The 24,062-nt window shown below is 55.9% G+C and carries 27 protein-coding genes; 13 read left to right on the plus strand and 14 right to left on the minus strand.

The genetic code is table 11. The annotated features are described in order from the left end of the window. Positions 1-10 precede the first annotated feature (10 nt). Both QLQ17_RS07670 and QLQ17_RS07675 read right to left on the minus strand, forming a co-directional pair. The gene (locus QLQ17_RS07670; RefSeq protein ID WP_283208953.1) at positions 11-736 is read right to left on the minus strand and encodes a response regulator transcription factor; all 726 of its coding nucleotides are present in this window, start codon (positions 734-736) and stop codon (positions 11-13) included. A 71-nt stretch (positions 737-807) separates the two neighbouring features. Then, positions 808-2,976, minus strand: coding sequence for a DNA topoisomerase III (locus QLQ17_RS07675; RefSeq protein ID WP_283208954.1), 2,169 nt, complete (start codon positions 2,974-2,976; stop codon positions 808-810). 122 nt (positions 2,977-3,098) lie between these two features. On the opposite strand from QLQ17_RS07675, the gene QLQ17_RS07680 reads away from it, so the two are divergent. Beyond that, positions 3,099-3,443, plus strand: a complete 345-nt coding sequence (locus QLQ17_RS07680; protein ID WP_283208955.1) for a BolA family protein — start codon at positions 3,099-3,101, stop codon at positions 3,441-3,443. Further along, positions 3,440-4,063, plus strand: a complete 624-nt coding sequence (locus tag QLQ17_RS07685; protein WP_283208956.1) for an L-threonylcarbamoyladenylate synthase — start codon at positions 3,440-3,442, stop codon at positions 4,061-4,063. The genes QLQ17_RS07680 and QLQ17_RS07685 overlap by 4 nt, the downstream gene beginning before the upstream one ends. Here the strand turns inward: QLQ17_RS07685 and QLQ17_RS07690 are convergent, their stop codons facing one another. From QLQ17_RS07690 to QLQ17_RS07710, 5 genes are all read right to left on the minus strand, one after another. Further along, entirely contained in the window at positions 4,064-4,744 is a 681-nt protein-coding gene (locus QLQ17_RS07690) for a hypothetical protein (protein WP_283208957.1), read from the minus strand. It lies immediately after the preceding gene. Positions 4,745-4,814: 70 nt separating this feature from the next. Beyond that, complete coding sequence (gene gap, locus QLQ17_RS07695; protein ID WP_283208958.1) at positions 4,815-5,813, minus strand: type I glyceraldehyde-3-phosphate dehydrogenase; 999 nt, start codon at positions 5,811-5,813, stop codon at positions 4,815-4,817. A 225-nt stretch (positions 5,814-6,038) separates the two neighbouring features. Continuing rightward, positions 6,039-6,374 (minus strand): TraR/DksA family transcriptional regulator, encoded by a 336-nt coding sequence (locus QLQ17_RS07700; protein WP_283208959.1) that lies wholly within the window; start codon positions 6,372-6,374, stop codon positions 6,039-6,041. Between the two features lie 65 nt (positions 6,375-6,439). Beyond that, positions 6,440-7,138, minus strand: coding sequence for a hypothetical protein (locus tag QLQ17_RS07705; protein ID WP_283208960.1), 699 nt, complete (start codon positions 7,136-7,138; stop codon positions 6,440-6,442). Between the two features lie 15 nt (positions 7,139-7,153). Continuing rightward, positions 7,154-7,876: a HupE/UreJ family protein gene (locus QLQ17_RS07710; protein WP_283208961.1), complete on the minus strand. Its 723-nt coding sequence runs from the start codon at positions 7,874-7,876 to the stop codon at positions 7,154-7,156. A gap of 92 nt (positions 7,877-7,968) precedes the next feature. Between QLQ17_RS07710 and QLQ17_RS07715 the strand changes: the two genes are divergently transcribed. Next, complete coding sequence (locus QLQ17_RS07715; RefSeq protein WP_283208962.1) at positions 7,969-9,273, plus strand: MFS transporter; 1,305 nt, start codon at positions 7,969-7,971, stop codon at positions 9,271-9,273. A 130-nt stretch (positions 9,274-9,403) separates the two neighbouring features. Beyond that, the gene (locus QLQ17_RS07720) at positions 9,404-9,625 is read left to right on the plus strand and encodes a hypothetical protein (RefSeq protein ID WP_283208963.1); all 222 of its coding nucleotides are present in this window, start codon (positions 9,404-9,406) and stop codon (positions 9,623-9,625) included. A gap of 100 nt (positions 9,626-9,725) precedes the next feature. On the opposite strand, the gene QLQ17_RS07725 is transcribed toward QLQ17_RS07720, so the two are convergent. Further along, complete coding sequence (locus tag QLQ17_RS07725) at positions 9,726-10,064, minus strand: hypothetical protein (RefSeq protein WP_283208964.1); 339 nt, start codon at positions 10,062-10,064, stop codon at positions 9,726-9,728. A gap of 375 nt (positions 10,065-10,439) precedes the next feature. Then, positions 10,440-10,643 (minus strand): CsbD family protein, encoded by a 204-nt coding sequence (locus QLQ17_RS07730; protein ID WP_283208965.1) that lies wholly within the window; start codon positions 10,641-10,643, stop codon positions 10,440-10,442. 229 nt (positions 10,644-10,872) lie between these two features. On the opposite strand from QLQ17_RS07730, the gene QLQ17_RS07735 reads away from it, so the two are divergent. Then, positions 10,873-12,162 carry a cation:proton antiporter gene (locus QLQ17_RS07735; RefSeq protein ID WP_283208966.1) on the plus strand — a complete coding sequence of 430 codons (1,290 nt, stop codon included), beginning with the start codon at positions 10,873-10,875 and terminating at the stop codon, positions 12,160-12,162. A 179-nt stretch (positions 12,163-12,341) separates the two neighbouring features. Beyond that, positions 12,342-12,890 (plus strand): outer membrane beta-barrel protein, encoded by a 549-nt coding sequence (locus QLQ17_RS07740; protein WP_283208967.1) that lies wholly within the window; start codon positions 12,342-12,344, stop codon positions 12,888-12,890. A 6-nt stretch (positions 12,891-12,896) separates the two neighbouring features. Here the strand turns inward: QLQ17_RS07740 and QLQ17_RS07745 are convergent, their stop codons facing one another. Continuing rightward, a complete protein-coding gene (locus tag QLQ17_RS07745) occupies positions 12,897-13,655 on the minus strand; it encodes a matrixin family metalloprotease (RefSeq protein ID WP_283208968.1) in 759 nt (252 codons plus the stop codon). Positions 13,656-13,890: 235 nt separating this feature from the next. Here QLQ17_RS07745 and QLQ17_RS07750 point away from each other — a divergent pair, with 235 nt between their 5' ends. After that, the gene (locus tag QLQ17_RS07750) at positions 13,891-14,982 is read left to right on the plus strand and encodes a histone deacetylase family protein (protein ID WP_283208969.1); all 1,092 of its coding nucleotides are present in this window, start codon (positions 13,891-13,893) and stop codon (positions 14,980-14,982) included. A gap of 142 nt (positions 14,983-15,124) precedes the next feature. Here the strand turns inward: QLQ17_RS07750 and QLQ17_RS07755 are convergent, their stop codons facing one another. Together QLQ17_RS07755 and QLQ17_RS07760 are read right to left on the minus strand one after the other, a co-directional pair. Beyond that, positions 15,125-17,653, minus strand: a complete 2,529-nt coding sequence (locus QLQ17_RS07755) for a chemotaxis protein CheB (protein ID WP_283208970.1) — start codon at positions 17,651-17,653, stop codon at positions 15,125-15,127. Continuing rightward, a complete protein-coding gene (locus QLQ17_RS07760; protein WP_283208971.1) occupies positions 17,653-18,279 on the minus strand; it encodes a PAS domain-containing protein in 627 nt (208 codons plus the stop codon). The genes QLQ17_RS07755 and QLQ17_RS07760 overlap by 1 nt, the downstream gene beginning before the upstream one ends. A 243-nt stretch (positions 18,280-18,522) precedes the next feature. Between QLQ17_RS07760 and QLQ17_RS07765 the strand changes: the two genes are divergently transcribed. The 4 genes from QLQ17_RS07765 (at position 18,523) to QLQ17_RS07780 (ending at position 21,313) form a co-directional block, all read left to right on the plus strand. After that, entirely contained in the window at positions 18,523-18,921 is a 399-nt protein-coding gene (locus QLQ17_RS07765; RefSeq protein WP_283208972.1) for a DUF4398 domain-containing protein, read from the plus strand. Next, the gene (locus QLQ17_RS07770) at positions 18,918-19,778 is read left to right on the plus strand and encodes an OmpA family protein (protein WP_283208973.1); all 861 of its coding nucleotides are present in this window, start codon (positions 18,918-18,920) and stop codon (positions 19,776-19,778) included. Before QLQ17_RS07765 ends, QLQ17_RS07770 begins: the two co-directional genes overlap by 4 nt. Positions 19,779-19,849: 71 nt before the next feature. Next, positions 19,850-20,308, plus strand: coding sequence for a PEP-CTERM sorting domain-containing protein (locus QLQ17_RS07775; protein WP_283208974.1), 459 nt, complete (start codon positions 19,850-19,852; stop codon positions 20,306-20,308). A gap of 12 nt (positions 20,309-20,320) precedes the next feature. Further along, positions 20,321-21,313, plus strand: a complete 993-nt coding sequence (locus QLQ17_RS07780; RefSeq protein ID WP_283208975.1) for a diguanylate cyclase domain-containing protein — start codon at positions 20,321-20,323, stop codon at positions 21,311-21,313. An 11-nt stretch (positions 21,314-21,324) separates the two neighbouring features. On the opposite strand, the gene QLQ17_RS07785 is transcribed toward QLQ17_RS07780, so the two are convergent. After that, positions 21,325-22,044, minus strand: coding sequence for a Crp/Fnr family transcriptional regulator (locus tag QLQ17_RS07785; RefSeq protein ID WP_283208976.1), 720 nt, complete (start codon positions 22,042-22,044; stop codon positions 21,325-21,327). Positions 22,045-22,403: 359 nt separating this feature from the next. Between QLQ17_RS07785 and QLQ17_RS07790 the strand changes: the two genes are divergently transcribed. Together QLQ17_RS07790 and QLQ17_RS07795 are read left to right on the plus strand one after the other, a co-directional pair. Beyond that, a complete protein-coding gene (locus QLQ17_RS07790) occupies positions 22,404-22,910 on the plus strand; it encodes a PRC-barrel domain-containing protein (RefSeq protein ID WP_283208977.1) in 507 nt (168 codons plus the stop codon). Positions 22,911-23,018: 108 nt separating this feature from the next. Next, entirely contained in the window at positions 23,019-23,282 is a 264-nt protein-coding gene (locus QLQ17_RS07795; RefSeq protein ID WP_283208978.1) for a GlsB/YeaQ/YmgE family stress response membrane protein, read from the plus strand. Positions 23,283-23,309: 27 nt separating this feature from the next. Here the strand turns inward: QLQ17_RS07795 and QLQ17_RS07800 are convergent, their stop codons facing one another. After that, positions 23,310-23,984, minus strand: coding sequence for a spermidine synthase (locus QLQ17_RS07800; RefSeq protein ID WP_283208979.1), 675 nt, complete (start codon positions 23,982-23,984; stop codon positions 23,310-23,312). Between the last annotated feature and the right edge of the window lie 78 nt (positions 23,985-24,062).

Raw genomic sequence — 24,062 nt, forward strand, 5'->3', positions numbered from 1 at the left:
TTGAGTCATTTCAAGCTCTTTCCGCCGCTGTATCTTCTGAGTCAGTGGTCGGACCGCTCATGGCTTCCAGGCGGTAGCCTTTTTGATAGATCGTTTTAATGCGAAAACCATTTTCCGGATTCAGCCCCATACGGCGGCGCAGGCGGCTCATGTGGGTATCCACTGTCCGCGTGTTGATGTCGCTGGCCATGCCCCAGACGCGTTCGAGCAGCATGTCGCGAGTGAGCAGCCGACCCTGATTCTGAAACAGGAACAAGGTCAGGTCGAAATCTTTGTCCGTCAGGGTTAGCGGTTCGCCGTGAAGCTTGATTGCGCGTTGCTGGGTGTTGATCTGAAACGGACCGTAGGTCAGAACCTCTTTGTCGTTATCGGGGTTTGTGCGCCGTGCCAACGCATTGATGCGGGCGACCAGCTCTGCCTCACGTGCGGGCTTGGACAAATAATCATCAGCACCGGCATCCAGTGCGCGCACGATATCCGCTTCGCTGTCACGTTGGGTCAGAAAAACCACCGGAATTTGCCAGTTGAGCTGAGAGCGCACGTTCTCCAGAACCTCGATGCCGGTCGTATCCGGAATCTGCCAGTCCAGAATCAGTAGGTCATAACTACGGTGCAGTACGGCGTTCAAAAAAGACTGACCGGACGGAAAATGATCACACTGATGCCCACGCTCAGTCAGCATCGACTGAATGTGTTGCGCCTGTTCCTGTTCATCTTCCAGCAGCGCAATGCGCATTGGTCGTCCTCGTTAATGGTTTTGCCAGCAGAACCAGAGTATTACAAAAATTGAAAGCCGCTTCAGTATCGTTATGTAGCCTTCGGTAAACGAATCGCCGGTTTTCCGTTGTCATCACTGATTGTTTGTCGGCAGCCAGGGAAATTACTACAGCCCCAGAAATAACCTTTTGGTCCTTTTCGCCGTACCAGGGGGGAAAAGCAGTGTGGGCAGGGGATGGGCCGGGTGCCGCTGCCATCTTCAGGTTGGGTGTCATCAATGGGGCGAGTGCCGTTGCAATCCGGGAAGCGGGTACACGCGAGGAAAGCGCCAAATTTGCCCTCCCGTTCCCGCATCGGGGCCCGGCATTTCGGGCAATGGACGCCGCCGGATGTCTCAGGCTCTGGTTGGGGGGAGAGGCTTCCGGGCCCGGAAACCAGCTTGCGGATCTGGTTCTGAAGGTCTGTCAGAAATTGCCGTGGGTCGCCTTCGCCTCGCCGTATCTGTTCGAGCGTGGATTCCCAGATAGCCGTCATGTCTGGGGTACTGACCGATTCCGGCAAGGATTCAATCAGCGCTTTGCCTTTGCTGGTCGAGCGGATGAATCGCTTCTCGCGAACCAGGTAGTCCCGTTTGAACAGGGTGTCGATGATGGCAGCGCGGGTGGCCTCGGTGCCCAGACCGTCCGTTTCTCTGAGGGTTTTGCGCAATTCCGGGTCACTGACGAAGCGCGCAATGTTGGTCATCGCTGACAGCAGCGTTGCGTCTGTGAAGGGCTGCGGTGCCTGGGTTTTTCGCTCCTTGATCTCGGCCGAATCGCACAACACTGCGTCGCCGGTGGACAGTCGCGGAAGGGGCGGTTTGGAGGCCTCTTTTCGCTCTTCGCGTTGACGTATTTCCAGCTGCTTCCAGCCGGGTTCCAGGATCGCGGTTTCGGTTGCCCGAAAATCATGGTCGCCAATGGTGAGGCTCAAACGGCCCTCTCTGTGAATGGCGTCCTCGCTGAACTGCATCAGGTAATAGCGGCTGATCAGGTCGTAAATTTTTTGCTCGCCATCGCTCAATCGGCCCGCTCCCCTTTGACGCGCAGTGGGAATAATCGCATGGTGCGCATCCACCTTTTTGTCATTCCAGGCGGCGGAACGTTTGTCCAGATTTGCCTGTTGGCAGGCGCTTTCCAGATCTGTTGCCACCCGGGCGATGGCGCTAACGACGCTGCTGCGCTGCTCATAATGACCTTCGGGCAGATACCGGCAGTCAGAGCGCGGGTAGGTGATGAGCTGATGACGTTCGTAGAGGCTTTGTGCGGTGTCCAGTACGTCTTTTGCCCCCATTCGGAAAAGCCGGCCCGCCTCTATCTGAAGCACGGACAGCGACAGCGGCAAAGGAGGTGACTCGTTGCGGTCGCGGAATCTGGCTTCGGTAATCTTGCCCGGGCGTCCCTGGACGGCATTGACGACAGCCTCGGCGACCGTTCTGTCCAGCAAACGACCTTCCTCATCACAGGAATCCTGATCTTGATCTGAGGGCACCCAGCGTGCGGTGAACGGCTGGTCTGACTCGGCTTCTTCTACACCATGGCAGGTGGCTTCAATGCGGTAGTAAGGCTTGGGTTCAAACTGTTCGATGGCCTTGTCACGTGTAACCACCAGCCCCAGAACGGGTGTCTGAACACGTCCTACGGAGAAAACACCCTGTTGTCCCTGTTGTTGGTACGTCAGGGTGTAGAAGCGGGTCAGGTTGATGCCGTAAAGCCAGTCTGCCCGCTGGCGAGCCAGGGCTGAATGGGACAGCCGCCGGAAGTGACGATTGTCCTGCGGTGAATTGATGGCCTTGGCGACCGCAGAGGGATTCAGGTCGTTGATCAGAATACGCTCGACGGGGCACTTCACGCCGGTGTAGCGGATGACTTCGTCGACCAGCAACTGACCTTCGCGGTCCGGGTCACCGGCATGAATGATGACATCCGCCTTCCGCATCAGCGATTGCAGGATTTGAAGTTGCTGACTGACGCTTGATTTCGGAGCCACTTCCCAGTGGGGCGGGAACAGGGGCAGGTCTGCTTGCCGCCACTTTTTCCAGCGCGGGTCATATTGTGCAGGCTCTGCAGGTTCCAGTAGATGACCGATGCACCAGCTGACGGTACAGGCTTCTTCGCCCTGGCCGCAGCGAATCCATCCTTGCCCCTTTTGGTGAGGAGCAGGTAACGCTGCGGCTATGGCCCGGCCGAGGCTGGGTTTTTCAGCAATATAAAGGCGCATGGTTGTCTGGGGTTTGAAAAGGGCTCAGCAAGATGGCGTTTTGACCCTATCCTGTCAAGCAGAGCAGGGCCTTGCTGTAGTAGACTGAGCCCAATCGCACTGGAACAGGAGTTACTCCGGTCATGAAGATTCAGACCTCGATTGAACAGAAGCTTGAACAGGCTTTCAATAGCGACCTTATTGCCGTGGAAAACGAAAGCCACAAGCACAATGTGCCGCCCAACTCTGAAACCCACTTCAAGGTCACCGTGGTGTCTGGTGACTTTGACGGCCAGGGCAAGGTGAAGCGTCATCAGGCCATCTACAAGTTGCTGGCAGACGAGCTTGCCGGTGGCGTTCACGCCCTGGCATTGCATCTTTATACGCCGACCGAGTGGGCGGATTCAGGACAGGCGGCACCAGACTCTCCCAACTGCCTTGGGGGTTCCAAAAATGACCCGGCGTTTGCCGCAGGGGGCAGCCAGTGAGCCAGTTTTTCCAGATTCACCCGGAAACACCGCAGAAACGGCTGATCAAACAGGCGGTGGAGATCATTCGCAAAGGCGGTGTTGTGGTTTATCCCACCGATTCTGCCTATGCCATTGGCTGTCAGCTGGATGACAAGCAGGCAGCGGATCGCATCAAGCGAGTTCGCAAGCTGGACGACAAGCACAACTTCACTCTGATTTGTCGGGATCTGTCCGACGTAGGGGTGTTCGCCAAGGTGGGCAATACCCATTTTCGTCTGCTCAAGCAATTCACGCCGGGGCCCTATACCTTCATTCTGGACGGCACCAGCGAAGTGCCCAGGCGCCTGCTGCACCCGAAGCGGAAAACCATTGGCATTCGGGTGCCTGACAACGCCATCGTTCAGGCACTGTTGGCCGAACTGGGCGAACCCATTATGAGCAGCACGCTGATCTTGCCGGGTGATGAAGACCCAATGACGGACCCTGAAGACATTCGCGACGCCCTGGAGCACGAGCTGGATTTAATCATTGATGGCGGTTTCTGTGGGCTGGAAGCAACTACCGTAGTGAACATGACAGGCCCCGTGCCTGAGGTTACCCGCGTGGGTAAAGGCGACCCGGAGCCGTTCAACCTTTGATCAGGCTTGCGTGTTCAGATTGAACGCGTAGCTTCTGGCCTGGCTGAAAGCGTCAGTGTTGCTGGCAGCGGTGGACCTGCGAAGCGAATCGTAGCGATGAATCAGGTCCTGTAGGCCGTTGAACTCCTGCTTCTCACTGACCATGGCGTCCAACAGGGAATTGTTAACGCCATAGGCCTGGTTAAGCTTCAATGCATTATCCATAAAGTGAAGAGTCGGCTCGCTGGCGCTCAGCCGGCTGAAGGCCTCACGGAAGGGCTTGCTGTTGTTGAGATCCTGCTCGATTCTGTTTTTGATATCCGCAGGAAGCCCGCCCCCCAGCTGAATATCGCCTTGCTCATTTTTCTCCACTTCGAGTCGGCTTGCCGGATTAAGCTGGTATTCGGCAAGTTTATGCCGCAGCGTTTCCCTGACAAAGGCAAGATCCTGCCCAATGGTCTGACGGTATTCCGTCATTTGAAGCGTGGCGGATTTGGAGCGGCCTGGATCCTGGGTGGCCCGCTCAGAAAGCGTGAATCGATCGTCCGTCTTGCTGCCTGACTCGCTGGCTGTAACCGTCTCGTGGCGCTGGCCGGGGGTTTTTGCGCCTTCGCCATTACCGGATGGCGCCTGGGAAGGGCGCTTCTCCATTGCCTGTTGAAACTGGGTGCCGGCTTTCATCAGTGATGTTAATAGCGACATGGCTCTGTTCCTCTCATGCCTGCCTCGAAATGAACTTAGTCAAGACAAAGCATAAAGCGGGCCAGAGCCTTTATAGTTTCCCGAGTTCCAAAGCGTTATCCAGCATACGGTTCGAGAAGGCCCATTCGTTGTCGTACCACGCCATGACTTTGACCTGACGACCTTTTACCCGAGTGTGGGCGGCATCAAACACGCTGGACAGTGGTTCGTGATTGAAATCGATCGATACCAGGGGCTGATCGTTATAGCCCAGAACCTTGGATGACTGAGCCGCCCGGCGCATGATCTCGTTGATTTCCTCTGTGCTGGTGTCCCGTTCCGACACAAAGGATAAATCCACCAGCGATACATTGATGGTGGGCACTCGCACTGCAAGGCCGTCCAACTTTCCATCCAGTTGCGGCAGCACCAGCCCAATGGCCGCTGCGGCGCCGGTCTTGGTTGGTATCATTGACTGGGTGGCAGAGCGTGCCCGGTACAGATCGGGGTGATAGACATCGCTCAGGTTCTGGTCGTTGGTGTAGGAATGAATCGTCGTCATCAGCCCGGACTCGATGCCAACGCTCTCCTGCAGTGCCTTGGCAATCGGGGCCAGGCAGTTGGTCGTGCAGGACGCGTTGGAAATTACCTGATGATCCCGTGTCAGGGTGTCGTGGTTGACGCCATAAACAACGGTGGCATCTGCGTTCTTAGTGGGCGCCGACACAATCACTTTGCGCGCACCGGCGGTCAAATGAGCGGCAGCCTTTTCGCGGGTTGTAAATAGCCCGGTACATTCAAGCACGACGTCCACGCCCATTGATTTCCAGGGCAGGTCCGCCGGGTCGCGGATTGCCGTCACGGCAATGCGGTCGTTGTTGACGGTTATGGACTCGGCGTCGTGACTGATCTCGGCGTTGAATCGACCGTGTACCGAGTCATGACGGAGCAGGTGAGCGTTGGTGGCGGCGTCGCCTAAGTCGTTGATGGCAACCACCTGCGCCCTGTCCCGGTATTCCTCCTCGTACAGGGCTCTAAGCACGTTGCGGCCGATTCTTCCGAAGCCGTTGATTGCAATTTTAAGTGTCATGTCGTGCTCCTGATTCTGTTCGTTTTGTTATTAATGTAGTAAATATAACAAATAAAAGCACTCTAAGCGTCGAAAATTCCAGTTATTGGATATAAACGGCGTAATAAAACAACCAAAAGCAGTGCGATATTGGAGTTTTAGACAGCGAACGACATTAAAAGTGCAATGGAATACCGCAATGACACTGTTTCAAGGAACCATCGAGTGGGACAGGCGCGCGACGTGCTACTCCGCGCAATCGATGCAGTAAAGGCAGGTGGGGTCGATTTCCAGTCTTTTGGGGTTGATCGGTTCGCCACATTCCAGGCATTCACCGAACTCATCGTTTTCGATTCGAGCAAGGGCGCTCTGAATCAGGCGAAGCTGCTGCTCGGCCCGCGCTTTGCCGGCTTTTGCGAGGGCCTGGCTCTGAAGCGCGTCCATCCGCGACAGTCTGCCGACGCTCTGCTGATCCAGGTGGACGGTGTCGCTGGTTTCATCGCGCACTGCGCTAGTGGACTGCAGATCTTCGCGCCAGTCCAGAAGCAACTTGCGGAATCTGCGTAACTCGTCGTCAGTCATGCTCAGCCCTCGGCGTCGGGAGATCACTGTCGCCAGTTTATAACAGAACATGCTCTGAATTCTGATCAGAGCACTTTCTGCAATTCCCCGTAATCTCCGCCGGTGCGAAGGACCAGGGTAATGTCGTTGTCGTTACGGTTCCGGAAAAACCAGCCGTGCTTGCCAGTGAAGGCGGCCTGAAGTTCGCCTTCATCCTCTGGAACGCCGCGGCCCTTTTCGTAGGAGATGGACTGGCCGCTGCCGTTTCCGTGCGTGTCGTAGTTGATCGGTCCCCCTTCGGACACCCAGGAGAAACGGGCAATTGCGCCTTCTTCCATGGTGAGCTTGTACTCTGTGCCTTCCCCGGGGGTAAGCACAACGCGAATTTCATCCTGCCACTGGGGTTCTGCCGGCGCCACGGGCGCTGCAGTCTCTGCCTCGGCTTCAGGCGCCGGTTGCGGTGAGGCGGCGACGTCCTGCTCAGTGGATGCCGGTTCGGCGTCTACCGGATCCGAAATCTCGGATTCGGCTGTCTTTGCGGGTTCGACCGCGGCCATCTGGGCGGCAGCGTCTGCTGCGGCTTCCTCTGCCAGTTGCTGCTTGATGTCGCCCATTTCTGTTAACCCCATCAGCTCACCGGCCCCCGTTGGGTCGATACCGTATTCCGCCGGCATCACGACCGCGACAAGCAGCACAGCGGCCACAATCAAAGCCAGAACGGTGGATTTGATCAATCTGGCGGTTGAGGGAAGTTCTTCCCGGGAGGGTATTTCCGTGTTGTACATGACAAGACTCCAGAATTAAGCGACAAAATAACCGGTGAGCTGGTAGCCGAAGAGCAGGAAACCTGCGCTCATCATGGCTACATTGGCGGTGTAGGCATGGCGGAAAAAGCTGTCTGACTTGCGCCAGAAGCTGATCATGATGAGGATCATGGCCAGGGCGATCAGTTGCCCGATTTCCACGCCCACATTGAACGCCAGCAGGTTTGGAATCAGCCCATCCGTTGAAATGTCGTATTCGATGATTTTGGTGGACAGCCCGAAGCCATGGAAAAAGCCGAAAATCAGGGTGGCGGCTTTGGTGTTCGGCTGAAATCCGAACCAGCGCTGATAGGCGCCGATGTTGTCCAGGGCTTTGTAAACGATCGACAGGCCGATGATGGCATCAATGAGGTAACTGTTGATGCCCACGTTGAAGTACACACCCAGTAGCATGGTGGTCGAGTGCCCCAGCGCAAACAGGCTGACGTAGATGGCAATGTGCTGCATCCGGTACAGGAAGAAAATGACGCCCAGCAGGAACAATAGGTGGTCATAGCCGGTGACCATGTGCTTGGCGCCAAGGTAGATAAAGGACATCAGATGGATGCCCGTGATTTCCTGAATGTAGCCTTTGTCGCCCTGGGCAACGGCGTGGGCCAGAACCTCACCGCTGATGGCCAGCAGGCCGAGTGAAACGGCCAACCAGCCGAGGCGAGACCGGATCGCCAGCCAGCGGCTGTGGAATAATGGAGACACCATGAATACTCCAGTGTGTTGGATCATTAGGGACAAGACGATAGCATCCTCAGTGATCGAAAGAAGCCAACATTAAAGAATGGTACTAAAGCACGATGCTTGAGATTTTGAAGTGCCGAACCTATCGGCACCTGTTTTTCGCGCAAATGGTTGCGCTGCTGGGAACGGGGCTGGCAACAGTTGCCCTGAGCCTGCTGGCGTTTGACCTCGCGGAAGACCGGGCAGGGCAGGTGATTGGCACGGCGTTGGCCATCAAGATGGTGGCGTACGTGTGCATCGCGCCCTTTGCCTCGGCTTTGGCTGAGCGTTTGCCGCGCCGCACAATGCTGGTTGCCCTAGACCTGGTGCGAGCATCCATCGCGTTGGCGCTGCCATTCGTGACGCAGGTATATGAAGTTTACGTTCTGATTGCCATTCTTCAGTCAGCCTCTGCGGCGTTCACGCCAACCTATCAGTCCATCATCCCCGATGTGCTTCCTGATGAAGACGACTACACCCGCGCTTTGTCTTTGTCGCGCGTTGCCTACGATCTGGAAAACCTGATCAGTCCGGCCCTGGCCGGATTGCTGCTGCTCGTCACCAGTTGGGAAGTGCTGTTCGCCGGAACCGTCATCGGATTTCTGGCGTCTGCGGTGCTGATTGTGTCGGTGATGCTGCCCAAGCGCGAAGCCTCGGGGCAAACGCATGGAGTGTTGGATCGCGTCAGGCGTGGGTTCTGGATATTCCGGGCGACGCCCCGACTGCGGGGGCTGATGGCCCTGAACCTCGTGGTGAGCGTGGCCGGTTCCCTGGTGATCGTGAACACGGTGGTCTGGGTGCAGGGCCAGTTCAAGCTGACTGAGCAATACACAGCCCTGGCGTTTGCCGTCTTCGGCGCTGGCTCTATGGCAGCGGCCCTGGCGCTTCCCGCGTTGCTTCGCCGCTGGCAGGATCGCCCCGTCATGCTGGCAGGGGCGGCGCTGGTGCTGGGCGGCCTGGCGCTCGCACTGATGATCGATGGCCTGGAAATGCTGTTGCCTGTGTGGGCGATTCTGGGTGTGGGGTTTTCGACCGTGCAAACGCCCATTGGCCGTTTGTTGACGCAATCCTCCCATGGCGAGGATCGCCCGGCGCTGTTTTCTGCCCAGTTTTCCCTGTCCCATGCGGGCTGGCTGCTGACGTATCCGCTGGCGGGTTGGCTTGGCACGGTGGCCGGTATGCAGGGCACCGTGCTGGTCCTGTTGGTACTGGGCATGATCTTCTTTGTCCTCGCCGTGCGCCTATGGCCTGCCGAGGACCGACTGGTGATCACCCACAGCCACCCCGATCTACCCGAGGGTCACCCCCATAAAACCACGGCGGGGGAGACGCATACGCATCGCTTCGTGATTGACGAATTGCACCCGCGCTGGCCGGGCTGATCATCTGCACTGCAGATTCGCTTACTTCCAATCGGACAGCGTCGTCTACACTATCTGGCATGTGATATGTGCTTTTTCAGAATGGTCACTTGCGGTTCAATTTTAGTTAATTAAGCAGGGAGGATATTGCATGATGGGAAATGACGCTTGGGGAAACGGCATGTGGGCCGGACATGGTCTATGGATGCTGGTGATTGCGGTTCTGATGGTGATACCGGCGTGGCGAATTTGCCAGAGAGTAGGGTATCCGGGCGTGATGGGCCTTCTGATACTGGTTCCGCTGCTGAACCTTGGCCTGCTGTATTTTCTGGCGTTTTCCGACTGGCCAGCCAATAAGAAAGAACAGGAATAAAGCCGGAATCTTCGAGGGTATCGGCAAGAATAACGGACTCTTTTATGCAGCTTCAGGGTGAGGATGCGATGGAATTCAAAATCCTCATTACGTTGCCAGATTACTTGGGGAAATGACGACGTCGTGCAGCTTGAAGCATCGCGTTTCGTCCCCCAAAAGTCTTCACTTGATGATTGAGAACGTCAAAGCAAAAAATGTAATCGTCTAGACCGTGATTGATCTTCCGAAATTTTCTGATTGCCAAGCCATAAGCCTTCGAAGGCAATGAAGTATCCTTTGTTTGCTTCTCGTTTGTGGTCTCGCTGTAATTCACAAAATAATGATACAGAGCCGCCTTGATCAGCGTGTTTCGGGATTTAACCTTCTTGTAAGAGTTAAAACCAACAATGAGTGCGGTGATCAGGATTCCCGCATAAAGGAAAATGCCTTCATAGGCCATAATCTCTCTCCTCGATAACGCAAAGCGTTCTTTCGAGTTGCTCTGTCACGCCGCTTCGGTTTAGCCAATACCCAGAAAAGAGAGAATTGCCACAACGATAACGACAGCACCAACGATGTAAACGATGTTGTTCATGGGTGTTGACCTTTTCTGGAACCTGTAAATTTGGTTGCGCCGCCTTCCCTGCGGCGGATGATGCAACTCCCTGTATTGGCTGATCCATCGCCACATCAGGGTTCATATTGAGCCATCAACATGGCGGGGTCTGTACGCTGGCCAACACAGTGCGGAAGAAACGGTGGGTATGTCTGGTCGTTGAAACGCTGCCTGCAAACAAGCCTGCAGGCAGCCAAATCAGAGTTAGGTGGGGGTAGATTAATGCTTGCTGATTTGTTCGAAGTCCTTGATTTGCTTGTCCGCTTCGTCTCTGGTGACGCCGTAAGCTTGCTGAATTTCGCCAGCTAGTTGTTCACATCGGCCAGCAATCTCATCGAGGCGGTCATCGGTTAGCTTGCCCCACTGCTCCTTCATCTTGCCCTTCAGTTCTTTCCAGTTGCCTTCGATGGTGTCCTTGTTCATTTCAGCTCCTTTGGCCCTCTGGCCAGACAATAGGTTCATGTAACGGTGGCCCATTTTCAGACAAAGCCTGTGCCACCGGGGTTCATCGTGCGTTGGAACCGGGTCACGGTCTGTGCGTTAACAGACACAGATGGGTTCGGGTGGGGTAGCGCACAGAGGCCGGTCTGTTTCTTTGGCAAATTGGGGCGCAGGAAAAGCCTTTGAACCCTTACGAGCCTGAGGAAGTCATTTGACCAACGCCGTCTGGTTTGTCGCGATCGGAACTCTGCTGATTCTTATGGGAACGCGCCCGCCGGTGCTTCAGCGTCTGAATCTGACACCATCCATGGTCTATTTGAGTGTGGGCGTGCTTCTGGGCCCCTCAATTATCGGTGTATTTCATTTTAACCCGCTGAAACAGGCGCATTTGCTGGAAGTGCTTGCGGAGCTTGCGGTGCTGTTGTCGTTGTTTATTGCCGGCACCAAGATGCCGGTGCCGTTCAGATGGAAAGCATGGCGCGTACCTTTGCGTCTGGCCTTTATCTCTATGACGCTCAGTGTCGTGCTGACAGCAGTCTTCGGTTACTACCTGCTTGGACTTCCTTTGGGGGCGGCAATTTTGCTGGGAGCCATACTGGCGCCCACCGACCCTGTATTGGCAACGGATGTGCAGGTGCGGCACATGGGGGATACCGATTCCCTTCGGTTTACTCTGACGAGTGAAGCGGGAATGAACGATGGCAGCGCCTTTCCTTTCGTCATGTTGGGTCTGTTGTTACTCGGTTCCCCGGTGAGTGACGAGCTGCTGGAAAGATGGTTTTTTAAGGACGTCTTGTGGTCAACGGCGTCGGCCATTGTGGTCGGGCTTGTCACGGGCCGGTTGCTGGCTCAGCTTGTGCGAGGGCAGCGATCCCTCGAAAGAACGGGCCCGTTGTTGGACGATTTCCTTGGTCTTGGACTCATTGGTCTGACTTACGGCGTATGCCTACTGATCGATGGATGGGGGTTTCTGGGTGTTTTTGTTGCCGCCATTTCGCTGCGGCAATCCGAAAAAACGCTGGCCCGGGAGGAAGAGTCTAACCAACGCCGAGGTGCGTCTTCGGCCTCTTCCCATCAGCCGCGCGAAAACATCGCTCATAGCCCCAGCGAGGTATCGGAAGGCTCTTTGAGGTTCAAGGAGCCCCTTGAGCGCTTGTCCGAACTGGTATTGGTGGTCTTGCTGGGAGGCATGTTGTTTACCGACTCCTGGAGCCTCCGAGCTGTCGGTCTCGGGCTGTTCCTGTTTGTGGTCGTTCGGCCGGTCAGCGTATTCCTTGGTTTGCTTGGCTCTGGCGCATCCTGGCGTCTGCAGATGCTGGTGGGCTGGTTCGGGGTTCGGGGAATCGGTTCTCTCTACTATCTGATGTTCGCCGTTGTTTTCGGCCTGCCGGAAGAGCTGGCCGTGGAGCTTATCCATATCACGCTGGTGGTCGTTGTGCTCTCGATCATCATTCACGGGCTAACCGTCAAACCAATGATGACGCGATGGTGGGGCCCCTGAAACCCATTCTTCTGCCTGTGTGTGCTTACGAACAGACAACACAGTGGTCCAACCCTGATTCTGGGAAGGTGGGCTCGCACCGAATTGAATGACCCAAATTCGCTGCGCCACGACCTGCGTCCAATATTCATTGGCGCATTTTGGAATGCAATCTGAACAATGTGAGCAAGGAGCTTGTCATGATCAGAATCAAGACTGCGGCGATCACTTTCTGTCTGTTAGGAGCTTTGCCCCTGGCGGTATCCGCACAATCCGCCGAGTTTGGCCCGCGCGAGGGTGATCGTGAATTCTCCCTTTCCGGAACTGGCAGTAATGACCGGGATTTCAACAGCGGCAGCTTCGGCGTGACCGGTGATCTGGGCTGGTATCTGCAGAGTAATGTGGTGGCTGGTATTCGCCAGAGTATCAATTACGCCGATATTGAAGGTCAGGGCGTCACCGATGATTACTGGAACGGCTCGACCCGGGGGTACATCGACTATCAGTTCCTCAACGATCGCGCACGTCCCTTTGTTGGCGCGAGCCTGGGCGGCATATATGGTGATGGCGTCAAGGACAGTGCGTTTGCCGGCCTGGAAGGAGGATTAAAGTATTACGTGCTAGCCAAGACCTATTTCCTGGCGCGCGCCGAGTATCAGTTCTTGTTCTCAGACAGCAATGACGCGACAGATGCCTTCCAGGACGACGGCATCTGGGCCTACACCGTGGGTCTGGGCTATAACTTCTGAAGAAGGTTACAGTGCTGATTCGGTAAGATCAGTATCGGTGCCGGTGACCAGTTGACGGTCGCTGGCCCGATGTCCGTATAGATGCCGGATCCCGCGCAGATCACCTGGCTGCAGCTCGGGGAAGTTCTCGGTGTAGCGAAAACCCATGACCTGCCCGGAAGGGCCGGGGTGGTCCAGGCCGATGGCGTGGCCAATTTCATGAATCAGCGTATAACGAAGATCGTAGGTTTCTGTGTCGCCATCAAAGCCGATTTTCCATGACTGTTCTGGGTTCAGGCAGACCAATGACTGGTCAATGGCGCGCACACCGTCTTTTTCCCTGGGAGCCAAGGTGACGTTGGCGAATGCTCGCCGACGCGGCTGGCCCTGGGCGCCAAGGATTATGTCTGCCTCTCGGGCATTGGCAACCCTGTAGAACGAAAGGTCCGCTGCACGCTCCCAAACCCGGAACGCGGCAGCGGTTTCCTCGACCAGCATTTCAAAGCTCAGATTTCGGCTGGACAGTGACCTTATCGGCGCCAGAACGCCGCAATTGCGGGCGTTATCAAAGTCCAGCGTTTCATCCGCAAAGGCGTAGCTGATCTTTGCACCCGTGCCTAATTGCTGTTCGCCCCATTTCACCAGGTAGCCTTCGAGCTCAAGCAGCCGGTAGCCATCCTGTTGTTCGGAGGCAAGCAAGGGCAGTGACAGGAGCACGCAGACGGCGACTGTCAGGATATGGCTGTGCCGCGAGAAGCGGTCGCTCGCTATTGAAATAAGGCTCATGGCTAGAGATTAAGGATAACGGCGGGAGATGTCGGTGGTAATTTGGTAAGCGAATGTTGATGAGGGCTGATCGTTCAGGTTGAGAATTCCTGCAACGGACGGTTGGATCGATTCAATTGCTATGTGCATTGGCGTACCGAAGACTTGGTTTATATTTAATAAACTCCAACAGATAAAGCGTTTGCGACCAGTCCGGTTCGTAACGGAAAGCGCCCATGAGTGAGGCTTCACAGCTATGACAGCAACAGTATTGATCTACTATGACACGCGAATGCTCGGCCACAATCCACACGGATGGGACCCCAGCCACCCCGCCTGGACAGAGTCGGTCAAGGCAATGATTGACTTGCAATATCCGGGCAGCAATCTGGAAACCTACACTCACCCGGAGCGTCCAGAACGACTGACAGCGATCGTTGACCGGCTGATGCTGGAACCCATTGAAGGGGTACGCTGGATGCTGCCGACGGCGGCGACCACGGCTCAATTGGAGCGTGTTCATGACAAGGCCTATGTCACTCATATCGAGTCTTTGAAGGGGGACTCCTGCTGGCTGTCCAAAGACACCACGGCGGTGTCGCCAGGCAGTGTGGAAGCGGCTTGCCTCGCCGCTGGTGCGGGAATCAGTGCAGTGGAGGCCATCTCGGTGGGTGAGGCCCGTCGGGCTTTTTGTGTGCTGCGCCCACCAGGCCATCATGCCCATTCCGATCATGCCTCTGGTTTTTGTCTTTATAACAATCTCGCTGTCACCGCTGCCCATGCGCGTGAATCGCTTGGCTATCAGCGAGTGATGATCTGGGACTGGGATATGCACCACGGTAACGGCACGCAGGAAATTTTCTACTCCGATCCTTCCGTGCTGGTGATCGATAGCCACTGTGCGGCGCCCTTCTATCCGGGCAGCGGTTTGCAAAGTGAGAGGGGGGCTGGAGCGGGTGTCGGCTATCAAGTCAACGTTCCGCTGCCACCAGGTATCGGCAATGCGGCATTGCTAAAGGTGTTCGATGAGGTGGTAGAGCCTGCGGCGAGGGATTTTCAGCCTGACATTCTGCTGGTGTCCTCAGGATTCGATTGTCATTACCTCGACATGACCTGCACCATGGATGAATCGGGCTTTGCGATGCTTACCCAGCGTATGACCGACCTGGCAGATGAGCTATGCGACGGTCGCCTGGTGCTTTTGCTTGAAGGTGGCTACAACGCCCAGGCCTTGGCTGATAGTGCTCATGCGGTCGTAAAGGTACTGGCGGGGAGTCGGCCAGTTGACTTAGAGGGCACCCAAAAAAAGGCAAGGCCTGTTAAGCCTTGCCAAACTCACGCTCCGTGATTGTGAAGACGAATCAGGTGGCGTCCATCTCAACCTGAACTAAAGGCATTCATCGAACCCAAGATGAAACTCTAATCTACGTTGACTCAGATGCCCGGTCTGTTCGCTAGACCACCAAAGCAGTCGATTTGGGCAGAGAAACCTATTTCGATTGAGGCGACTGTCCAGCGTCTTTTCGCAAACTCGATTCCAGCGCTTTCGCTTCTGTTATATCGACCATGGTCATCACCACGCCGTCGATCACATTGTCCAGCCGACGATAGGGAATGATGCGGATGGAGAACCAGCGGTCTTCGTTTGTTTTTATCTGTTTTTCGCAGACCATCAAGGTTTCGAGTGTTTGCTGAGCATCATCTTCCAGCTCCGGATATTCCAGTTTTGTGGTCAGCTCGCTGAGCGGTCGCCCCACATCGCTTTCTCGCAGGCTGATGATGTTGGCGGCGCGGGCGGTGTAGCGGCGTACATTAAGATTCTGGTCCATAAACAGGATGGCAATTTCGGTACTGTTCAGCACGTTCTGCATGTCGCTCTGAGCCAGTGCCAGATCGTCCAGTTTGGTTTGCAATTCCGTGTTGATGGTTTGCAGCTCTTCGTTCATGGACTGCATTTCTTCCTTGGAGGATGTGAGTTCTTCGTTCGCAGACTGAAGCTCCTCGTTGGTGGATTGCAGCTCTTCATTGGAGGCCTGGAGTTCTTCTCTGGAATGTCGGGCCTCTTCGCTTAACTGTTCAATGGCCGCCTGATAACGCAGGATTTCATCGGACTGATCGGTGGCCGTTGCGCTATCGCGTTTCGAGCGTTTACGCCGCGACTTCGCAGGGTGGTCTCGGAACACCACCATGGTCATCCCCTGCAGGGCCAGTGGTTCATTGAGTGCCTGCACGGTTACGTCCACGTGTTGCACACCGGCGTCGGTTTCGACGGCCAGGTTGTTTAACTCAACCGGGTCCTTCTGTGTGGCGGCCTGTTTCAATGCCGTGTAAAGCGGTGTACGTAAACCCTCCCTGGCCATGGCATGGATATTCCAGTTGGTTTTGCCAGCGGCCGGTTCCAGGTATTTTCCCGTGCGCCCGCTGATGTAGACGATATCCGCATTCTGGTTAAGCACTACGGCCGCCGGTGAATATCGCTGCAAAAGAAGGTGATCTGCTGCATTCTGGAGATTGTCGCTGTTCCTGATTGGATTAGTAGGGGCGGACAAGGGTTGCTCCTTGGACAGATTGGAAAGGGGTGGAAAGGATTTCAGCAGAAAGCTCGAACCGCTAATGGAATCGTGGGGCAGTCTTTCATAGAGCCTTAGCCGCTGCTCAAGTGGCTTGAACAGGTGGTTCAGCCTGCCCACGGTTTCTGAGCTGCCCAACATCAGTAGGCCATTTTTACGCAGGCTGTAATGGAATAACGGCAGCAAACGACGTTGCAGCATGGGGTCGAAATAGATCAGCAGGTTGCGGCAGGCCAGCAGGTCGAGCTTGGTGAACGGCGGGTCCAGGATGACATCGTGCTGGGCGAATAATATCCGGTCGCGAATGGTCTGGTTTATCTGGTAATGGTGGTCGTTCTTTGTGAAGAATCGGGCCAGGCGCTGCTCGGATACCTGGTCCTCAATCGCAGAGGGATACCGACCCGCCCGGGCTACAGTGATGGCTTCCAAACTCAGGTCCGAGGCAAAAATCTGAAAGTTGGCCTGCTTTTCAGGGTGGAGTCGTTCCAGAGTCTCGGTAAAGGTGATGGCCAGGGAATAGGCCTCCTCACCGGTTGAACAGCCCACCACCCAAGCCCTCAGCTTCTCTTCGGGGTCAAGTTGCCCGATCAGTGGTTCAAGTGCGTAATCGCACAGGTAATCCCAGGCATCGGCATCGCGGAAAAAAGAGGTCACACCAATCAGCATTTCTCTGAAAAGCAACTGCACTTCCTGGTCGTTGTTCTCAAGGTATCGTGCATAGTCCGGCAGAGTCCCAACGCTATGGATCGCCATACGACGTTCGATTCGGCGCAGTACAGTGCTGGGTTTGTACAGGGAAAAGTCGTGCTTGGTGTGTCGCTGCAACAGGGCGATGATGGCGTTGATCGGCTCCATCTGCTTTGCCGGTGGTCCATCCTGGTCAGGCTCGGTCACACATTTGTTGTAGGCCAGGATGCGGCTGGGCAACTCGCCGGCCGGGGCAATAATATCTGCGCAACCGGTGGCAATGGCGTTTCTAGGCATGGCATCGAATTCGGCCGAGCCGGGTTCCTGCACAACGGTCAGGCCGCCCACGGCGCGAATGGCTTGCAGACCCAGCGTGCCATCCGAGCCCATACCTGAAAGCACTACCGCAATTGCCCGCTCATTGAGAGCGCTGGCCAGAGATGAAAACAACACGTTGATCGGCAGGCGCATGCCCCGGGGTTCCCGAGGCTGCTCAAGCCTCAGCCGATCATTCTCAACGGTCAGTTCCGCGTTGGAGGGGATGACGTAGACACAATTGGGTAGAATTTCTTTGCCGTGCTGGGCTTCTTGCACGGGCATGGCAGTCACCCGCTGCAACAACTCCGGCAGCAAGGCCTTCTGGGTCGGGTCCAGATGTTGGACCACAATAAAGGCCAGGCCAGTATCGGTTGGCGTATGGCGCAGAAACTCTTCGAGTGCCGCCAGACCTCCAGCAGAGGCTCCGATTCCGACAATGCGCATCAGGAGCGGGCGGGATGCGTGTGCGGAGCTGGGTAGGGCGACATCACTATCATAATCAGGCCTCTGCTCGAAATGAGGCTCGCGTTGATTGACAGCTCAAAGCTATCTTCGCCGACCAGCCAGGCCCTGCAAGTTGTCACGGCCCCCGGGATCTCGAGCCTTTCTAACAGATTGGCCACATCGCTACGGCCCGGCGGTGCCAGGTATTGGCTCAGCGTCTGTTCCTCCGAATGCTCTGGCGTGCACCCCAGCAGAGCGACCGCGGCAGCGTTGCTTTCAATCACCCGTCCATCGCGAGAGACCACGAGGCAGGCCGCTGGCGCGAGTCTATATAGCGCCTGATAATGGGCCAGCTCTTCGGTAAGCTCGGTTTCACTGGCCTGTAGTTGTTCAAGCAGCAGATCAAGTTCCACCTGATGGGTTTGCAGCTCGTGCAGCAGCTTTAGCGCATCGGCAGCAAATTCGGGGGTACGGGCCTGACGGTATAACACCGCCAGTGCTTCAACCCCCATAGCGCCACCCGAGATTTTAGTTACCTTCTCGGCGTCGCCACGAATCAGATCTTCTGCGTGCAGGCGAAGTTGGGCGCGATTTTCCGCCCATGAAAGTCCTTCATTGGTTGTCATTATCGCTTCCTTGTATCGCAAATATCCGTTGTTACCACTTCCATACTACTCCCGGGAGCCCACCTTAGACAGCGGCCATGACACGTTTACTCAAATTGGTGGCCTGTGTGTGGTAGCGAACCGAACCCCTGACCGGCAATTGTTAAATTGGGTTAAACAAGGAGAGTCCGTGAACCGGTTTGGTTTGCGAGTGCCTGAATCCTGACGGGTTCTGGCAGCTCCGGATGAAAAGGGAGCCAGGTTATGAACGTTTTTCCTGCAGACAAGGTAAACCACCGAATTCCTCTACTTATCACTCTTGCCCTGGCGGCATTGCTGACTGCGTGTGCTTCGGCACCCCTGCCACCAACCGAGTCGTTGAACGCGGCCAGAGACACCATTTCCAGAGCTGAACAGGCAGATGCGCGGCAATACGCCGGTGCCGAGCTTGAAGAAGCCCGAGTGCAACTGGTGATGGCTGAGAAAGCGGTCGTTAAAGAGTCCATGGCCGAGGCGGATCAGCTGGCCAAACAGTCCCGCGTGGCAGCCCTGCTGGCGATGGCCAGAACAGAGGCCGCCAAGGCGGCGGAAATCAATCGTGAAATGTTACGTGGCGCCGATGCCCTAGATGTGGAAATGGGTCGCCAGGGGGAGCAGAAATGAACACCGTATCCTTACTGAAAAAAACATTCGGCGGCAAAACCGGAGCGACGGTTGTGGTTTGTTCGCTGTTGTTGAGCGCCTGTGCCACGGCACCTGAAACCCCGTCTGCCGCGCTGGATGTGCGGCAGAAGCTGACAGAACTGCAGCGCAACCCTGAGGTGGCCGGTAACGCGCGTATTGAAATGCGTGAAGCCGAAACGGCCGTAGCGCTTGCCGAACAGCCTCTCGACAGCGATGAGGCCACGCTGGCCGATCACCGGGTCTATATGGCCGACCGTATGGTGGAAATTGCCAGAGCTAAGGGGTCAACTCGCCAGCTGGAAGCTGATCGAAAACGGCTTGGTGAAGAACGCGATGCCGCCAGGCTGGCCGTCCGCACCCTTGAGGCAGACACCGCCCGAGCAGACGCCAAGAGCGCACGAAGCTCCGAGTTGGCAGCCGCGGCCACGGCATCAAAAGCCGCCGAGGAGATGCAAAGGCAAATCGACGAGCTTGAAGCAGAAGCAACGGAGCGTGGTCTGGTGCTGACGCTGGGTGACGTGTTGTTTGCCACTGGGAGCGCAGAACTACAGGGCGGGCCTAATCGCAACCTGGAAAAGCTGGTGGATTTTCTCACTGCCTATCCGGACCGGGACGTGCTGATTGAAGGCCACACCGACAATGTTGGGAGTGCGACATTCAACCAGACCCTGTCTCTCCAAAGAGCGCAATCCGTTCGCCGTTATCTGACCGATCATGGCGTGCAAAACCGCAGGCTTACCTTGGCTGGTCTTGGTCTGGAACGTCCCGTCGCCAGCAACGAATCCGCATTGGGCCGCCAGCAGAACCGGCGCGTTGAAGTGATTATCGAACACTAGGAGACCGAATTTAGTTGAATTGTTGTAAAGCTGTTTTATTGGCGTCATCAGTCCACTGGAAGGATTTTATTATGAAAACCTTAACCCAAACCCTAATGATCGGGGCGGTAGTTGGTGCTTCTGGCCTTGCCCACGCGACCCCCATCGACAATGCGGCCAACCCGGGTAGAGCGTTAGTGCCCGTGCATGGCGACCCTGGTTACGCTGTTCAGGACAGAGGCCCGTTTTTACTAAACCATTCAGAGATGGACAGCATCGGCTCTGCCAGCTCAGTGTCAAACCCTGGCGAAAACAACCAGGCTTCGTTTTATAACGACGCCATTTTCCAGGGCAGGCTCGACCAAATGATTCTGGGCCTGGACGGCAATAATCGAGTCGATGATGTCCGTGACGGCATGCTCGGCATGATGAAGACCCTGAGTATCCCGGTTCCCGAGCCAGGCACACTGGCGCTCTTCGGGCTTGGATTGGCAGGCCTGATCTTCAGTCGCAAGAACCCATTGACGCAAAAAGCGACGGTCGAAGGTTAAGGGGGGGCGATTATGTTGAGCTCCTCCAAATCTGGTCATCTATCACCCACGCCGATGAGGAATGGTCACCGGAATCGCGGGAAGATTAAAACCACCAGGAATAAAACCGGTCTCAGGGATGAGACTTTGCTGGCCTACGCCATGCTGGACTTTGTTGGCGATGCGGTGATGGCAACGGATACCGACACGAATATTACCTATATGAACACGGCGGCGGAGACGCTGACAGGCTTCAGCCGCCAGGAAGCAGTGGGCCGACCACTTGCAGAAATTTTTCGGGTGATCGACTTAACCACTCGGGTTCCGAGAGCCAACCTGGCGCAACATGTCATGGACATTGGCACATCGGTTGATCTGCATAACAGCGCCATGTTGCAATCGAGGGACGGTGATGAACTGGCCATTGAAGATGCCGCATCACCATTGCGTAACGCCAAAGGTGAGATCACCGGCGCGCTTATCAAATTCCACGATTCACGCTATTCGGCGGAAACAACTGCCAGAATGGCTTATATGGCGCAGCACGATTCACTGACGGGCCTGCTCAACCGTTATGCGTTTGAAGAGCGCTTCCAGCAGGCCGCTGCACTGGCCAAACGGCATGGCAAGAAAATGGTGATGTTGTTCATCGATCTCAATAACTTCAAGGAGGTGAACGATACCCTGGGCCACGCCGTTGGCGACGAAATTTTAAAGGCACTGGGTAAGAGGCTGTTGGGCTGTGTGCGCGCGACGGATCATGTATGCCGTCAAGGCGGTGACGAATTTGTGGTACTGCTCAGCGACCTTTCAGAACATGAACAGGCATTTGCCGTGGTCGATAAAGTACGCGAATCCGCCGCTGAACTGCTGCGACAGCACGGCCATTGGGCGACGCTGACGGTTAGTGTGGGTATCAGCCTGTTTCCAAACGACGGCGAAACTCTGGAGGCTTTATTGCCCCACGCGGATGCGGCCATGTACCGGGTCAAGACGGAAACTAAGCAAGGCTTGCCACGGGCTTAGGCCCTAAACCCCTAAACCCCTAAACCTTTGGATTCAAGGCGCTGATTCTCTCGTCTTACCACGTCATAGCATTCGCAGCTGAGGGACTCAAGTTGCGGGCGGTCGATCACGGTGATGCAGCCGCGTCGGTACTCAATCACCCCCAGTTTCTGTAGCTTGCCTGCCGCTTCCGTGACGCCCTCACGGCGGACACCCAGCATATTGGCAATCAGCTCCTGGGTCATATTGAGTTGCCTGTTGCCTAGCCGGTCCAGTGATAGTAGCAACCAGCGACACAGCTGCTGGTCGATGGAGTGATGGCGGTTGCAGACTGCCGTCTGCGACATCTGGGTGATCAAGGCCTGTGTAAAGCGCAGGGTGATAATGCGGATCTCGGAGTAGTTGTTGAACTCTGATTTCAGGTCAGCGGCGGGCAAACGGTAGGCGTGGCCGCGGCTCTGCACAATAAACCGGTTAGGCGTGCTTTCTCCCCCCATGATAACGGCGACACCGGCCATGCCCTCGTTGCCGACCACCGATATTTCGGCGGAAGACCCGTTCACCATCACGTAGAGCAGTGAAATGATGCAGTCAACGGGGAAATAAACGTACTCAATGGATTGGTCAGATTCGTAAATCACGTCCCCGAGGGACAACTCGACCAATTTCAGTTTCGGGAAAATACGTTTGCGAGCTTCATCAGACAGGGCCGCTAGAAGCTTGTTCTGCAGTGGGCCGGGTGTGTCAGTCATTTGAATCCTTTCCAGAGCACGATGATTAGCGAGAACACTACTTGCCTGGCGGGTGCATTAAACACCGAGCAGAAACTTCCTTTATAAAGCGAGTCTACGCCGGAAAGACTCGGGCCACCAACAGGTTCTGCCTCAGCGCCTATCAGCGTCCGCCTAAAGTGTCAGAGAGTATGACTTGGTGCGCCACCGAACCGACTGATTGGCTCCTCCGGAGTAATTTAGAAGCTCATCCTGAATTTGAAGTCACAAGCAGTAGTTCAGTTGCCTTTCCGGCGATGACGCAAGGGAAGGACGCCCTGATGAGGCAGCAAACAAGGACATTTTGTCCGAGTTGCACATCCGGTTCCAGGGAGAATCCAATGAAAAAGTTACATGCTTTAGCATTTTACACAATGGTGGCACCGGCCCTGACTCTGGGTTCTGGCGCTCTGCTTGCTCAGGAATCATCCGATTCGAGCGTGGGCGGAGAAAGCCAGGCGAGTCAAGAGGCGTATGAGTCCGGTAAGTCCTCCGACGCCAAGCTTCGGGCTGACCAGAACGATCCAGGTCACTCCGGGATGAAGGCTAAGAGTTACATGAGCGCAGCGCCCGCCAAAGGCATGCAAGCGACAGATCTGATTGGTGCCGACGTTACAACCACGGGTGATGAGGAAGTAGGCTCTGTGAGCGATCTGATTATTGACCGGGACGGTCAGGTGGTCGCCATAGTTGTCGGTGTTGGTGGATTCCTGGGTATGGGCGAGAAGAACGTCGCCATTAGCTGGGATCAGGTCACCAAATCAGGCACGGCCGATGAGCGCAAACTGAGAATTAATCAGACCCGTGAAGGTCTGAAGTCTGCGCCAGAATATAAAGTTCAGAAGTAAATCCCGGTTCACGGGTGTTTAGTGTAAGGAGCAATGGCAGGGGCGCGAGCCTCTGCCTTTTGCCCAATAAAATGGCGCCTGGTGCGCCAGAATTAGTGGAGAAATACCATGGGCATAATCATATGGCTCGTAATGGGTGGTCTGGTCGGTTGGGTTGCCAGCCTGATCATGGGCACGGATGGACAACAAGGCATTATCCTCAATATTGTGGTGGGCATCGTCGGCGCACTGATTGGTGGGTGGCTGATCGGGCCGCTGCTGGGTGCAGGTTCGATCAATGAGGGCATCACGGTTATGAGCTTCGTTGTATCGTTGATCGGTGCAGTAATACTGCTTGGTATTCTGAGTCTTTTCCAGCGCCGGTTGCCTTGATCAGCTGGCGGGAGATCAAAAGTAGCCTTACCAGGCCAGCCAGATCACATGGTAGGCGCCCTTGCCGGGGCGCAGGCCGCGGACCGTAACCGCCTCCGCAGAAAACCCTGCCGCACGCAGTTTTTCTGTAAAGCTGTGTTCCTGGCTGGCGGACCAGTAAGCCAGAACGCCGTCCGGGCGCAGCGCCTTCTGGGCGGCGGTAATGCCGGCATCGGAATAGATCCAGTTGTTTTCCTTGCGGGTCAGTCCCTCCGGGCCGTTGTCTACGTCCAGAAGAATCGCATCCCACTCCCCATCACTGGTTTTCAGCAGCTCCGCTACATCACCGATGTAGACACTGGCCCTGGGATCATCCAGAGGGTTACCTGCCGCTGCACCCAATGGCCCACGATTCCACTGCTCAACTTCCGGTACCAGCTCCGCCACCGTGACCCGCGCTTCGTTGTCTGTGGCCGATAAAGCTGCGGCTAACGTGAACCCCATCCCCAGCCCGCCAATCAGTATGCGTGGGGCGGGATGATCGGCGATACGCTCGCAGGCCAAGGTGGCCAGCGCGTCCTCCGAGCCATGCACCCGACTATTCATCAATTCTCCGGTGGTACCGGCTATCTTGATGGAGAATTCATCGTTGCGCTGCAGCAGCCGCAACCGGGTTCCCTTGCCTGGTATTATTGCCGTGCCGATTTCGGTGAAGCGGGCCATGTGTGAGTCCGGACAGAAACTGGAGCGACAGTTTAACCCGGGGTGAGAGAAAGGGATAACTGGTACCCGCAGTAGTAC

It is taken from the genome of Marinobacter sp. CHS3-4 (genome assembly GCF_030053415.1).
Lineage (GTDB): Bacteria > Pseudomonadota > Gammaproteobacteria > Pseudomonadales > Oleiphilaceae > Marinobacter.

Excerpts from the sequence above, each read along its gene's own strand:
- QLQ17_RS07700 (WP_283208959.1), bottom strand. The coding sequence starts at position 6,374 with ATGACTGACGACGAGTTACGCAGATTCCGCAAGTTGCTTCTGGACTGG.
- QLQ17_RS07690 (WP_283208957.1), bottom strand. The coding sequence starts at position 4,744 with ATGTCGCTATTAACATCACTGATGAAAGCCGGCACCCAGTTTCAACAG.
- QLQ17_RS07800 (WP_283208979.1), bottom strand. The coding sequence starts at position 23,984 with ATGGCCCGCTTCACCGAAATCGGCACGGCAATAATACCAGGCAAGGGA.
- QLQ17_RS07755 (WP_283208970.1), bottom strand. The coding sequence starts at position 17,653 with ATGCGCATTGTCGGAATCGGAGCCTCTGCTGGAGGTCTGGCGGCACTC.
- QLQ17_RS07710 (WP_283208961.1), bottom strand. The coding sequence starts at position 7,876 with ATGGTGTCTCCATTATTCCACAGCCGCTGGCTGGCGATCCGGTCTCGC.
- QLQ17_RS07725 (WP_283208964.1), bottom strand. The coding sequence starts at position 10,064 with ATGGCCTATGAAGGCATTTTCCTTTATGCGGGAATCCTGATCACCGCA.
- QLQ17_RS07760 (WP_283208971.1), bottom strand. The coding sequence starts at position 18,279 with ATGACAACCAATGAAGGACTTTCATGGGCGGAAAATCGCGCCCAACTT.
- QLQ17_RS07785 (WP_283208976.1), bottom strand. The coding sequence starts at position 22,044 with ATGACTGACACACCCGGCCCACTGCAGAACAAGCTTCTAGCGGCCCTG.
- QLQ17_RS07670 (WP_283208953.1), bottom strand. The coding sequence starts at position 736 with ATGCGCATTGCGCTGCTGGAAGATGAACAGGAACAGGCGCAACACATT.
- QLQ17_RS07790 (WP_283208977.1), top strand. The coding sequence starts at position 22,404 with ATGAAAAAGTTACATGCTTTAGCATTTTACACAATGGTGGCACCGGCC.
- QLQ17_RS07680 (WP_283208955.1), top strand. The coding sequence starts at position 3,099 with ATGAAGATTCAGACCTCGATTGAACAGAAGCTTGAACAGGCTTTCAAT.
- QLQ17_RS07780 (WP_283208975.1), top strand. The coding sequence starts at position 20,321 with ATGTTGAGCTCCTCCAAATCTGGTCATCTATCACCCACGCCGATGAGG.
- QLQ17_RS07765 (WP_283208972.1), top strand. The coding sequence starts at position 18,523 with ATGAACGTTTTTCCTGCAGACAAGGTAAACCACCGAATTCCTCTACTT.
- QLQ17_RS07750 (WP_283208969.1), top strand. The coding sequence starts at position 13,891 with ATGACAGCAACAGTATTGATCTACTATGACACGCGAATGCTCGGCCAC.
- gap (WP_283208958.1), bottom strand. The coding sequence starts at position 5,813 with ATGACACTTAAAATTGCAATCAACGGCTTCGGAAGAATCGGCCGCAAC.
- QLQ17_RS07705 (WP_283208960.1), bottom strand. The coding sequence starts at position 7,138 with ATGTACAACACGGAAATACCCTCCCGGGAAGAACTTCCCTCAACCGCC.
- QLQ17_RS07715 (WP_283208962.1), top strand. The coding sequence starts at position 7,969 with ATGCTTGAGATTTTGAAGTGCCGAACCTATCGGCACCTGTTTTTCGCG.
- QLQ17_RS07745 (WP_283208968.1), bottom strand. The coding sequence starts at position 13,655 with ATGAGCCTTATTTCAATAGCGAGCGACCGCTTCTCGCGGCACAGCCAT.
- QLQ17_RS07720 (WP_283208963.1), top strand. The coding sequence starts at position 9,404 with ATGATGGGAAATGACGCTTGGGGAAACGGCATGTGGGCCGGACATGGT.
- QLQ17_RS07775 (WP_283208974.1), top strand. The coding sequence starts at position 19,850 with ATGAAAACCTTAACCCAAACCCTAATGATCGGGGCGGTAGTTGGTGCT.
- QLQ17_RS07795 (WP_283208978.1), top strand. The coding sequence starts at position 23,019 with ATGGGCATAATCATATGGCTCGTAATGGGTGGTCTGGTCGGTTGGGTT.
- QLQ17_RS07740 (WP_283208967.1), top strand. The coding sequence starts at position 12,342 with ATGATCAGAATCAAGACTGCGGCGATCACTTTCTGTCTGTTAGGAGCT.
- QLQ17_RS07770 (WP_283208973.1), top strand. The coding sequence starts at position 18,918 with ATGAACACCGTATCCTTACTGAAAAAAACATTCGGCGGCAAAACCGGA.
- QLQ17_RS07675 (WP_283208954.1), bottom strand. The coding sequence starts at position 2,976 with ATGCGCCTTTATATTGCTGAAAAACCCAGCCTCGGCCGGGCCATAGCC.
- QLQ17_RS07730 (WP_283208965.1), bottom strand. The coding sequence starts at position 10,643 with ATGAACAAGGACACCATCGAAGGCAACTGGAAAGAACTGAAGGGCAAG.